General features: G+C 63.0%; 10 protein-coding genes and 1 riboswitch. Of the genes, 6 read left to right on the top strand and 4 right to left on the bottom strand.

Annotation, left to right across the window (positions count from 1 at the left end; all coding sequences use genetic code 11):
* Nucleotides 1-278: 278 nt before the first annotated feature.
* The 4 genes from chvE to araD1 all read left to right on the top strand — a co-directional run bounded on the left by chvE (nt 279) and on the right by araD1 (nt 5,464).
* Nucleotides 279-1,349, top strand: a complete 1,071-nt coding sequence (chvE, locus tag O7A60_RS11010; protein ID WP_140507547.1) for a multiple monosaccharide ABC transporter substrate-binding protein — start codon at nt 279-281, stop codon at nt 1,347-1,349.
* 99 nt (nt 1,350-1,448) lie between these two features.
* Complete coding sequence (gene mmsA, locus O7A60_RS11005; protein ID WP_337106260.1) at nt 1,449-2,981, top strand: multiple monosaccharide ABC transporter ATP-binding protein; 1,533 nt, start codon at nt 1,449-1,451, stop codon at nt 2,979-2,981.
* Entirely contained in the window at nt 2,978-4,270 is a 1,293-nt protein-coding gene (mmsB, locus tag O7A60_RS11000) for a multiple monosaccharide ABC transporter permease (RefSeq protein ID WP_027145661.1), read from the top strand. The genes mmsA and mmsB overlap by 4 nt, the downstream gene beginning before the upstream one ends.
* Before the next feature lie 201 nt (nt 4,271-4,471).
* A complete protein-coding gene (gene araD1, locus O7A60_RS10995) occupies nt 4,472-5,464 on the top strand; it encodes an AraD1 family protein (RefSeq protein WP_140507549.1) in 993 nt (330 codons plus the stop codon).
* A 108-nt stretch (nt 5,465-5,572) separates the two neighbouring features.
* Here araD1 and O7A60_RS10990 read toward each other — a convergent pair whose 3' ends face one another.
* On the bottom strand, nt 5,573-6,664 hold the full coding sequence (locus O7A60_RS10990) for a 2'-deoxycytidine 5'-triphosphate deaminase (protein ID WP_337106283.1): 1,092 nt from the start codon (nt 6,662-6,664) through the stop codon (nt 5,573-5,575).
* A 140-nt stretch (nt 6,665-6,804) separates the two neighbouring features.
* Nucleotides 6,805-6,882: riboswitch (SAM riboswitch) on the top strand.
* Nucleotides 6,883-6,938: 56 nt separating this feature from the next.
* Here O7A60_RS10990 and O7A60_RS10985 point away from each other — a divergent pair.
* Entirely contained in the window at nt 6,939-8,129 is a 1,191-nt protein-coding gene (locus tag O7A60_RS10985; RefSeq protein ID WP_140507551.1) for an O-succinylhomoserine sulfhydrylase, read from the top strand.
* Nucleotides 8,130-8,156: 27 nt separating this feature from the next.
* Here the strand turns inward: O7A60_RS10985 and O7A60_RS10980 are convergent, their stop codons facing one another.
* Nucleotides 8,157-9,308, bottom strand: coding sequence for a ceramide glucosyltransferase (locus O7A60_RS10980; protein WP_337106259.1), 1,152 nt, complete (start codon nt 9,306-9,308; stop codon nt 8,157-8,159).
* A gap of 219 nt (nt 9,309-9,527) precedes the next feature.
* On the opposite strand from O7A60_RS10980, the gene apaG reads away from it, so the two are divergent.
* The gene (gene apaG / locus O7A60_RS10975) at nt 9,528-9,920 is read left to right on the top strand and encodes a Co2+/Mg2+ efflux protein ApaG (RefSeq protein WP_337106258.1); all 393 of its coding nucleotides are present in this window, start codon (nt 9,528-9,530) and stop codon (nt 9,918-9,920) included.
* A 74-nt stretch (nt 9,921-9,994) separates the two neighbouring features.
* Here the strand turns inward: apaG and O7A60_RS10970 are convergent, their stop codons facing one another.
* Nucleotides 9,995-11,026: an Hsp33 family molecular chaperone gene (locus O7A60_RS10970; RefSeq protein ID WP_027141963.1), complete on the bottom strand. Its 1,032-nt coding sequence runs from the start codon at nt 11,024-11,026 to the stop codon at nt 9,995-9,997.
* Nucleotides 11,027-11,173: 147 nt separating this feature from the next.
* Entirely contained in the window at nt 11,174-12,085 is a 912-nt protein-coding gene (argF, locus tag O7A60_RS10965; RefSeq protein WP_337106257.1) for an ornithine carbamoyltransferase, read from the bottom strand.
* Between the last annotated feature and the right edge of the window lie 11 nt (nt 12,086-12,096).

The following is a 12,096-nucleotide window of genomic DNA, read 5'->3' as shown; positions in this document are numbered from 1 at the left end:
TTCCGCCGGTTCCTTTCCGCATGCTAGATCATACCGGTTTCGGTATAGCAACCACCAAAGATCGCATTTGACAGTTATGGCAAAGCGACCCACCCTTCGCGCGTTCCGGGGTGCAAGGGCGGTAACGACCAAAATCGTATCGATTGAAACTGCATCGCGGAGCCGATTGGGAGGATACCGGAGATCGATAAAGCCGACAGCGGCGCGTTTGCGCTCCTGTCTGGCTGCGCGGCCCGCGAAGCCCCGAGGTGTCGCGTCCATCAACCAGGGAGAGTAAGTTGAAGATCATCAAAACGCTGGCCGCCGTCGCGGCCCTTGGCATCGCTGCCATGAGCTATCAGGCGCACGCGGCCGACAAGGGTCTTGTCGGCGTGCTGATGCCGACCAAGACCTCGCAGCGCTGGATCAATGACGGCGACGCCGTCAAATCCCAGCTCGAGGCTCTCGGCTACACTGTCGACCTGCAGTACGCGCAGGACGACATCCCCAACCAGCTCAGCCAACTGGAAAATGAAATCACCAAGGGCCCGAAGGCGCTGATCATCGCCTCGATCGACGGCACCACCCTGTCGGATGCGCTGCAGAAGGCCAACGACGCGGGCGTCGTCGTCGTCGCCTATGACCGCCTGATCAAGAAGACCGCCAATGTCGACTATTACACCACTTTCGACAATTTCGGCGTCGGCGTGATCCAGGCGAATTCGCTGGTCAAGGGCCTCAAGGAGCGTTTCCCGAACACCAAGCCGTGGAACGTCGAACTGTTCGGCGGCTCGCCCGACGACAACAACGCCTTCTTCTTCTACAATGGCGCAATTTCCGTCCTGCAGCCGCTGATCGACGACGGCTCGATCAAGATCAAGTCCGGCCAGACCGGCATGGACAAGGTCGGCACGCTGCGCTGGCTCGCGGCAACCGCCCAGGCGCGCATGGACAACCTCCTGTCGGCCAACTACTCGGACGGCAGCCGCGTCGATGGCGTCCTGTCGCCCTATGACGGACTGTCGCGCGGCATCACCGCCTCGCTGCGCGCTGTCGGTTACGGCACGGACGCACAGCCCTGGCCGATCGTGACCGGCCAGGACGCCGAGACCGCCTCGGTCAAGCTGATCATCTCGGGCGAGCAGTACTCGACCGTGTTCAAGGACACCCGCGAACTGGCCAAGGCCACGGTGCAGCTGGTCGACAAGGTGCTCTCGGGCGGCAAGCCGGAAGGCCTCGATGAAAAGACCTACAACAACGACGTCAAGGTCGTTCCCTCGATCCTGCTGACGCCGCATGAAGTCGACAAGTCGAACTACCAGGCGCTGGTCGTCGACTCCGGCTACATCAAGGCCGAAGACCTGAAGTAATTTCGGTTATAAAGTCAGGGGTCCTGCGCAACGCAGGGCCCCTTTTCGTTAAAAGCGACCCCGGCATGGGTTCTACCGGCCTCCTAGGAGCTTGCCCTGATGACCTCGACGATTTTGGAGATGCGCGACATCACCAAGACGTTCCCCGGCGTGAAGGCGCTCTCGAACGTCAACCTCAGCGTGGAGGAAGGCGAGATCCACGCCGTGGTCGGCGAAAATGGCGCCGGCAAGTCGACCCTGATGAAGGTGCTGTCGGGCGTCTATCCTTCCGGCACCTATGATGGCCAGATCATTTTTCAGGGCCAGGAATGCCATTTCAAAGGCATCCATGACAGCGAACACAAGGGCATTGTCATCATCCACCAGGAACTTGCGCTGGTGCCGATGCTGTCGATCGCCGAGAACATTTTCCTCGGCAACGAGCACGCCAGCTACGGCGTCATCGACTGGGACGCCAACGAGGCACGCACGTCCGGGCTTTTGAAGAAAGTCGGGCTCAAGGAAGACCCCAAGACGCTGATCACCCATATCGGCGTCGGCAAGCAGCAGCTGGTCGAGATCGCCAAGGCACTCAGCAAGGAAGTGAAGCTCCTGATCCTCGATGAGCCGACGGCATCGCTCAGCGAGAAGGACAGCCAGGCGCTGCTCGATCTTTTGCTTGAGTTCAAGCGGCAGGGCATGACCTCGATCCTGATCTCCCATAAGCTCAATGAGGTGAACCGCGTCGCCGACAAGGTGACGGTCATCCGCGACGGGCGCACGATCGAGACATTGCCGAGGAAGGAGATCAGCGAGGACCGGATCATCACCTCCATGGTCGGCCGGTCCCTCGACGATCGCTACCCGCCGCGCGAGCCTCATATCGGCGACGTCATTTTCGAGGTCAAGGACTGGTCCGTCTACCACCCGATCCATGCCGAACGGCAAGTGATCAAGAGCATCGACCTCAAAGTGCGCAAAGGCGAAGTTGTCGGCATCGCCGGGCTGATGGGTGCCGGCCGCACCGAATTCGCCATGAGCCTGTTCGGTCGCTCCTATGGCCGCCGCATCAGCGGCGAGGTGCTGCTCAACGGCAAGCCCGTGGACCTTTCGACAGTGGGCAAGGCGGTGCAGAACGGCATCGCCTACGTCACCGAAGACCGCAAAACCTATGGGCTGAACCTCATTGACCACATCAAGCACAATGTGACGTTGGCCAACCTCGCCGGCGTTTCCAATGGCGGCGTCATCGACGATATGCGCGAAATGAGCGTCGCCAACGATTATCGCAAAAAGACCAATATCCGCGCATCCAGCGTCTATCAGCTGACCGGCAATCTCTCAGGCGGCAACCAGCAGAAGGTGGTGCTATCGAAATGGCTGTTCGCTGACCCGGAAGTTCTGATCCTCGACGAACCGACGCGCGGCATTGACGTCGGTGCCAAGTACGAAATCTATACAATCATCGCTCGCCTCGCCGCCGAGGGCAAGGCGATCATCGTCATCTCATCGGAAATGCCGGAACTGCTCGGCATCTCGGACAGAATATATGTCATGAACGAAGGGCGCATCGTCGGCGAGATGGCGGCAAGCGACGCCAGCCAGGAAAAAATCATGCGCGCTATTGTTCGCGGAGAAGGAAAAGCATCATGAGCACAGACAGCGCTCCCGCGCCGCAAAGCGGCACCGCCGAGGACGTCAAGCAGGGTCCTCGCATCGCCGTCTCGGCGCTGACGACGAACCTGCGCGAATACGGCCTGATCATCGCGCTGATCGTCATCATGCTGTTCTTCCAGTACACGACGTCGGGAACGCTGTTCAAACCGGTCAACCTCAGCAACCTGGTGCAGCAGAACTCGTTCATCATCGTGATGGCGCTCGGCATGCTGCTGGTCATCGTCGCCGGCTATATCGATCTCAGCGTAGGATCGGTCGCCGGCTTCATCGGTGCACTTGCCGCCATGATGATGGTGATCTGGCCGCTTGGCATGTTCAGCAACCCGCTCGTGGTCTCGATCGTCTGCCTGATCGTCGGTGGGTTGATCGGTGGGGCGCAAGGCTACTGGATCGCCTATCACCGCATACCAAGTTTCATCGTGACGCTGGCCGGCATGCTGATCTTCCGCGGCATTTGCCAGGCGCTGCTTGGCGGCGGCTCCTCGGTCGGTCCGCTTCCCGACAGTTTCAAGGCATTGAGTTCCGGCTTCATCCCGGACGTGATCGGCCCGCTGACGCTGATCCCACCGACGGTGAATGCCGCCGGCAAGACCATTTTGGGTAGCGGGCTCACGCTGCACATGACGACGATCGTGCTGGGTGTGATCGCGGTGCTCGCCTACGCCTATTTCGGCTTCAGGGCGCGGCGCAAGCGCGAACGCCACGGTTATGAGGCCGAGCCTTTCACTCTGTTCGTCATCAAGATCCTGGTAGGCAGCGCGCTGGCGCTGTTCCTGGTCTTCCAGTTCGCGACCTATCGGGGCCTGCCGATCGTGCTGCTGGTGATGGGCGTGCTGATTTCATTGTTCGTCTTCGTCACCAAGCGCATGACCATTGGCCGCCGCATCTACGCCATGGGTGGCAACGCCAAGGCGGCGCAACTGTCGGGCATCAACACCGAGCGCCTGACGCTCCTGGTGTTCGTCAATATGGGCGTGCTGTCGGCGCTCGGCGGCCTGATCATCGCCGCGCGTCTCGGCCAGGCCGTGCCGGCAGCGGGCCTCGGCAGCGAGCTCGACGTCATCGCGGCCGTCTTCATCGGCGGCGCCTCGGCGATGGGCGGCGTCGGCCAGGTCATCGGCGCTGTGGTCGGCGGCTTCATCATGGGCGTGATGAACAACGGCATGTCGATCATGGGCGTCAATGTCGACTGGCAGCAGGTGGTCAAGGGACTGGTCCTGCTCGGGGCCGTCATCTTCGACGTCTACAACAAGAACAAGGCTTAAGGGCTGGGGCGAGGACTAGGAGGCATACGGGTTCTAGATCGCGAAACTGCCGGCGGCCCGTCGGCACCAAGAAGTCCGGGGAAGGACCAGGTTCGCGAACGCAATCCGGACGAACGTTTCAACCGTGGCGCGTTCCCGCGCCGCGCCGGTCAGGGTTTGCCCATTGGCAGCCGGATACGGATAAATGAGAGAGGACTGATCATGCTGATCTCGCAGATTCTCGACGACGCCGAGACGATCCGTGTCGTTGCCCGCAGCGGCGGGAAGACCCGGATCATCAACGGCGCGCGCAGCGTCTATTCGCTGGCGATGGAGGCCGCCCGCACCGGCGTCGGCCTGACGGCCCTGATCGAACGCAAGGGACTGGGCGAGACGGTCGATCTCGACGCCGCCTACAAGAGGGGCCGCCTCCTGTCGCCGATCAATCACCCCGACCCGGCGCATCTGCATCTGACCGGCACGGGATTAACGCATCTCGGTTCGGCCGCGACGCGCGATTCCATGCACAAGAAGCTCAGCACCGACGGCGAGGAGCAACTTACCGATTCCATGAAGATGTTCCGTATGGGACTGGAAGGCGGCAAGCCCGCGAAAGGCCAGGTCGGCGTGCAGCCGGAATGGTTCTACAAGGGCAACGGTACCATGGCGGTCGCGCCTGGTGCCGCGCTCATGTCACCGGCCTTTGCCAAGGATGCCGGCGAAGAACCAGAGATCGCCGGGATCTACGTCATCGGCGATGACGGCGCGCCATTCCGTGTCGGCTTCACGCTGTCGAACGAATTCTCGGACCATGTGACCGAGCGCGTGAACTATCTGTTCCTCGCCCACTCCAAGCTGCGCAATGCCTCGTTCGGGCCCGAAATTCTGATCGGCGACCTGCCTTCGGACATCCGCGGCACGTCACGCATCGTGCGCGACGGCAGGACAATGTGGGAGAAGCCGTTCCTGTCGGGCGAAGCGAACATGTCGCACACCATCGCCAATCTCGAGCACCACCATTTCAAATATTCGGCGTTCCGCCAGCCGGGCGATGTGCATGTGCATATGTTCGGAACGGCCACGCTGTCCTTCGCCGACGGCGTGACGACCGAAGCCGGCGACGTGTTCGAGATCGAGGCAGGGGATTTCGGCCTGCCGCTGCGCAACCCGCTGGAAATCGAAAAGCCGGTGAAGGTGGCGGTGAAGGCGCTGTAACTGGCGCCAACTCTGCCTTCTCCCCTGGTGGGGCCCGAAGGCCGGGCGAGGCCATTTCGACCTCAAAATCTTGCCCGTGGGCAAGCATCTGCCGGTGATAATGGGAGTTCAGCGCGGGCGGAAATGCTTGGACAGCTTCAGGCCTTGTGCCTGGTAGTTCGAGCCCAGGTCGGTCCCGTAAAGCGCCCGCGGGCGCTTTAGCATGTGCTCGTAGACCAGCCGGCCGACAATCTGGCCATGATCGAGGATGAACGGCACTTCGTGGCTACGCACTTCGAGCACCGCCCGGCTGCCGGTGCCGCCGGCCGCCGAATGGCCGAACCCCGGATCGAAAAACCCGGCATAGTGGACACGGAATTCGCCGACCAGCGGATCGAAGGGCGTCATCTCGGCGGCGTAGAGCGGCGGCACATGCACCGCCTCCTGGCTGACGAGGATGTAGAACTCGTCGGGATCGAGCACCAGTTCGCCGGCGCCGCTCTTGTGGATCGGCTCCCAGAAGTCGAGGACATCCTGGGCGGCACGCTTGTCGACATCGATGAGGCCGGTGTGGTGCTTGCCGCGATAGCCGACCAGCCCATCCTTGTCGCCATTGAGATCAATCGACAGCGCGATGCCGCCGCCGGAAATGTTCGGCGGCTCGGTGGCGACGAGCATCTCGGCGCGGTGCAATTCATGCAGTTCGGCTTCCGAAAGCAGCGCGTTGCCGGTGCGAAAGCGGATTTGAGACAGGCGCGAACCGGTGCGCGCAACGATCGGGAAGGTGCGCGGGCTGACTTCGAGATAGAGCGGACCGTTGTAGCCGGCGGCGATCTTGTCGAACTCGTGGCCACGGTCGGTCATGACGCGGGTGAAGATGTCGAGGCGACCGGTCGAGCTCTTTGGATTGGCCGAGGCCGAAATGTCGGCCGGCAGGGCCAGGCTTTCGAGCAGCGGCACAATATAGACGCAGCCGGTTTCGAGAACCGCGCCTTCGGCCAGATTGATCTCATGGAGCTGCAGCCGATCGAGCTTTTCCGAGACCTTGTGGTTGGGACCGGGCAGGAACGAGGCCCGCACCCGCCAGGCCTTTTCGCCCAATCTGAGATCAAGACTAGCCGGCTGGATCTGGTCGGCATCGAGCGCACGCGGCGACTTCAGCGCGCCGGACTGGAACAGCGCCGAAATGTCCTGATCGGGAAGAATGCCTGTCTGCCGCAAAGTCTGGCTCCGCCCCAAGACTGGTCTCCTTTGTTGCAGGTTCTTGCCGCAAAACCGCTGGGCACTTTGCGGAACCTGCCTTGGTACAAACCTCTTAATGAAGCCGGCAATTGACGCAAGCGTGGCGCGGGTCTAAAGGGTCGTTATCCCGTGGTGATTTGGCCGGTCGGCTTGCAGCCACGTTAAACAAGTCGCTAAAGGACCGTCGGGCCGCAAGGCCGTATGGACCGGTTGCGACTTTCGCGGCCGGTTTTTTTGTGTCTGGAACAAAGCGATGAGCACCAAGAAGCGCAACTGGAAACCTCAGACGGCACTCGTGCATGGCGGAACCCTGCGTTCCGGCTTCGGCGAAACCTCCGAGGCGATGTATCTGACCCAGGGCTATGTCTACAAGACCGCCCAGGCGGCGGAAGCCCGCTTCAAGGGCGAAGAGCCTGGCTTCATCTATTCGCGTTACGCCAACCCGACCGTCGACATGTTCGAAAAGCGCATGTGCGCGCTGGAAGGCGCCGAGGACGCGCGCGCCACTGCGTCGGGCATGGCGGCGGTGACGGCGGCGCTGCTGTGCAGCGTCAAGGCCGGCGACCATATAGTGGCGGCGCGCGCGCTGTTCGGCTCCTGCCGCTGGGTGGTCGAGACGCTGGCGCCGCGCTATGGCATCGAGGCGACTTTGGTCGACGGCACCGACATTGCCAATTGGGAAAAGGCGGTCAGGCCGAACACCAAGCTGTTCTTCCTGGAAAGCCCGACCAATCCGACGCTGGAAGTCGTCGACATCGCGGCCGTTGCCTCGCTTGCCAACTCGATCGGCGCGCGGCTTGTCGTCGACAACGTCTTCGCCACGCCGCTGCAGCAGAAGCCGTTGCAGCTTGGCGCGCACATCGTCGTCTACTCGGCCACCAAGCACATTGACGGCCAGGGCCGCTGTCTGGGCGGCGTCATCCTGTCGGACAAGAAGTGGATCGACGAAAACCTGCACGACTATTTCCGCCACACCGGCCCCAGCCTGTCGCCGTTCAATGCCTGGACCTTGCTGAAGGGCCTCGAGACGCTGCCGCTGCGCGTGCGCCAGCAGACGGAAAGCGCCGGCAGGATCGCCGACTTCCTGGCCGAGCAGCCGCAGATCGCCCGCGTCATCTATCCCGGCCGCGCCGACCACCCGCAGGCTGATATCGTCAAGAAGCAGATGTCGGGCGGTTCGACTCTGATTTGCCTCGACGTCAAGGGTGGCAAGCCGGCGGCCTTCGCCCTGCAGAACGCCCTCGACATCGTGCTGATCTCGAACAATCTCGGCGATGCCAAGAGCCTGATCACCCATCCCGCGACGACGACGCACAAGAATTTGAGCGACGAGGCCCGCGCCGAACTCGGCATCGGGCCTGGCACGCTCAGGCTGTCTGTCGGCCTGGAGGACGCCGACGACCTGCTGGAAGACATCGCGCAGGCTTTGCAGGCCGCTAGATAAGCTGCTTAGGAGCGTCGTCCGCGGCGATCAGGCGCGCGACGGCGTCTCCTCCAATTCGGCCGCCTTGGTGCGGATGATCATGGCATTGCCGCGCCAGTCGACGGCGCCGCCGAGCCAGCCGCGCGCCCAGATGAACGGGAGCATCACGTCGCGCGCGATCATCGCCGCGACCGTGCGCGGCGACAGATGCCAGCCCTTGGACAAGGCCAGCGCGCATTCCGGAAGGTAGAAGGCGGCCAACACGGCAATCGCGGTTGCCCAGAGGCTGACGCCCGCGCTCGCCGCCGCAACCAGCGCCAGTGCGAGAGGCACCGCTGCGCCGGTCAGGAGTTCCGGCGCGAAGAACAGCGGAAAGGTGACGCGGCGCAGGCGCGCCCAGCGGGCCTGGCGCGACCAGATCTCGCCAACGGTACGCTGGCCGAGCGGCTGCTCGAAGGGCGCCGCAACGAGATTGACGCGCAGGCCGAGGCCGTTGACCAGCTTGGTGGCGGCGGCGTCCTCGGCGATCTCGGCGGCCAGCGCGCGAATGCCGCCATTGGCGTTCAGCATCGGCTTGTTCCACAGCATGCTCTTGCCCTGGGCAAAGCCGAGGCCGAGCGCCTCGCCGGCATACTGCCAGCGGGCCTGCAATGTGTTGAGGAAGGCGCATTCGACATCGGCCCAGAAACCCTCGGGTCGCGAACCGATCGGCGTCGAGCAGACAAGACCGGTGTCGGGCCGCCATGCCGCCATCATGTGCTCGACATAGTCCCTCGGCATCAAGACGTTGGAATCGGCAAGGATGACCCAGCTGTGGCGCGCCGCTTCCCAGCCCTTGACGCAATTGTTGAGCTTTGGATTGGCGCTGACACGGTCGTCACCGATCAGCAGCCGGGCCGGCACCTTGGAAAACCGGGCAATCGCCCTGTTTATCAGTTTGACCACCGGGTCGTCGGCATGGGCGACGCAGAAGATTAGCTCATAATGTGGCCAGTCGAGCGCGAAGGTGCGTTCCAGCGTTTCATGCGTGAATGCCTCGACGCCACGCGACGGGACGACGATCGATACCGGTTGCGACTTGCCGGCGGGCGGGGCGATCGTGCCGCGCCGTTTCAGCCGTGAGGCGGCGAGCGAAATGCTGGCGGCGTTTGAAAGGATGAGAGCGGTCGAAAGCGAGGCGGCTATGAAGGTGAGTTCCATCGAGATCTGGTCACTCCGGAAAGGCGGCCCGCATCATGCTCGTTTTCAACAGTTCGACAGAGCGCCGAGTCGCCCGGTTCGTGCACACCACCATTGTCGTGTGTCACTTAAATGACATTCTTTGCCGGCACCTGCGGTTCAAGGCCAGGCGCGACAAGACGCGCACGTTGACCTGCTCACCGGGAGCGTCGAAAATCGTCGGATTGTTTGGAGCCGCTCATGTACCGCGCCGTGACGCGCAACATCGAAGTGCAGGTCAGGCCGTTCTATCTCAAGGACCGTTCGGATCCCTCGGAGAACCGCTATGTCTGGGGCTATCAGATAACGATCGACAACCAGTCGGACGAGTTCGTGCAGTTGTTGTCGCGCTACTGGCACATCACCGATGGTGCCGGCCGGGTCGAGGAAGTGCGCGGGCCGGGCGTTGTCGGCGACCAGCCGGAGCTCAATCCCGGCGACAGCTATCAATATACGTCCGGCTGCCCGCTCTCGACACCGTCCGGGATCATGGTCGGACGCTACACGATGCGCAACAAGCGCGGCGAGACGTTCGACATCGCAATCCCCGCCTTCTCGCTCGATCTGCCGGGGACAAGGCGCACGGTGAACTGAGCACCGGCGGTCGCGCTGGCCCTCATCCGCCTGCCGGCACCTTCTCCCCGTGAACGGGGAGAAGGAAAGATAGCTCACTGAGCGGCAAATTCCGCCGGATCGAAGTCGTACTGCGTCGAGCAGAACTCGCAGGCGACGTGGATGCCGCCATCCTCGGTGCTGTCCTTGATCTCCTGCGCGGAGAAGCCTTCGAGGATGCCGCGGATCTTGTCCCGGGAGCATGAGCACTGATCGGCGACGGGAACGCCGCCGAAGACGCGCACGCCATGCTCGTGGAACAAGCGGTAGAGCAGCCGCTCGGCGCCGATGGTCGGGTCGATCAACTCGGTCGGCTCGATGGTGCCGAGCAAGGCCAGCAACTCCTGCCAGGAATTGTCTGTGGGATCATGGATCTCCTCGCGCGGATCGCCATCCCCACCCGGCAGGTCCGGAATGCGCATGCGCTCGGGCGATTGCGGCAGGAACTGCGCCAGGATGCCGCCGGCGCGCCACTGCTCGCGCGCACCGCCGACACCGGGCGTCAGCAGCTTGGCAACCGAGAGCCTGAGGTCGGTCGGGATCTGTTCCGACTGGCGGAAATAGGTGCGCGCCGCCTCTTCCAGCGTCTCGCCGTCGAGCTGGACGATACCCTGATAGCGCTGCGTATGGGCGCCCTGGTCGATGGTCAGTGCCAGCACGCCGCTGCCAAGCAGCGTTTGCTGCGAGGTCTCGCCGGCCGCGATCAGTGCCTCCAGCCGGTCGGCGTCGAAACGCGCATAGGCGCGCAGCGCCGAGGGCGTGGAAAAGTCCGCGACCAGCATGTCGACAGGCCCATCGGTACGGGTCTGCAGGATGAACTTGCCTTCGAACTTGAGCGAGGTGCCGAGCAGCACCGTCAGCACACAGGCTTCCGCCAGCAGGCGGGCGACCGGCTCGGGATAGTCATGGCGGCCAAGGATGGCGTCGAGCATCGGCCCGAGCTGGACCGTGCGGCCACGCACGTCGAGCGGACCGACTTCAAAGGGAACGACGTGATCGTCACCGGCGTAGCCGAACTCGCCGAGTTTGGGGTGATGTTCAGTCACTTGATGGCTTTCCAACATGACAAAGCTCCAGGGCGCGGCCATGCGGCCCTGGTGGGCACATGCGTCCAAACGCGCTTGATTTGCGTGATGCGGCGCAGATAGGCATCGCGCCCCCGCAGATCAAGCGCCCAGGCACTTCAGGCGCCCAGGCATTTCAGGCGCCCAGGCACTTCAGGCACCCAAGAGACTTCAAGCACCGAGGCACCAGGCGAGCACGGCCTTCTGGGCGTGGAGCCGGTTCTCGGCCTCGTCGAACACCACCGAATGCGGCCCGTCGATGACCTCGTCGGTCACCTCCTCGCCGCGATGGGCCGGCAGGCAATGCATGAACAGGGCATCGGGCTTTGCCCTGGCCATCAGCGCTGCATTCACCTGATAGGGCGAGAAGACATTGTGGCCGCGAGCACGGTGTTCCTGGCCCATCGACACCCAGCAGTCGGTGACGATGCAGTCGGCCTGGTCGACGGCTTCCTCGGGCGAGCGGGTGAAATGCAGCTTGCCGCCATGCGCCCTGGACCAGTCGATATGCTTCTGCGCCGGTTCGCTGCCTTCGGGCACGGCGACGTTGAGATTGAAGCGGAACCGTGCCGAGGCCTCGAGCAGCGAGTGCAGCACATTGTTGCCGTCGCCGGTCCAGGCGATCGTCTTGCCAGCCACCGGCCCGCGATGCTCCTCGAAAGTCATGATGTCGGCCATCAGCTGGCAGGGATGGGTGTCGTCGGTCAGGCCGTTGATCACCGGAACGGTCGCGTTCTCGGTCAGCTCCAGCAGCCGCTCATGCGAGGTGGTGCGGATCATGATCGCATCGACGTAGCGCGACAGCACCTTGGCGGTATCGGCGATGGTCTCGGAGCGGCCTAGCTGCATCTCGGTGCCAGTCAACATGATGGTCTCGCCGCCAAGCTGGCGCATGCCGACGTCGAAAGAAACGCGCGTGCGCGTCGATGGTTTGTCGAAGATCATCGCCAGCACCTTGCCTTCGAGCGGCTTGGTCCGTTCACCGGCCTTGAGACGCGCCTTTCGCGTCACCGCGTCATCCAGCATGAAGCGCAAATCGCCTTCGGAAACGGTGGAGAGATCAGTGAAATGGCGGACTGACATCAGGAATGGTT

Origin of the sequence: Mesorhizobium salmacidum (SeqCode), assembly GCF_037179605.1 — a bacterium.
In the GTDB taxonomy this organism is placed as follows: domain Bacteria; phylum Pseudomonadota; class Alphaproteobacteria; order Rhizobiales; family Rhizobiaceae; genus Mesorhizobium; species Mesorhizobium salmacidum.
Note: the sequence above shows the minus strand (reverse complement) of the source record. Positions and strands in the feature narration are given on the sequence as shown.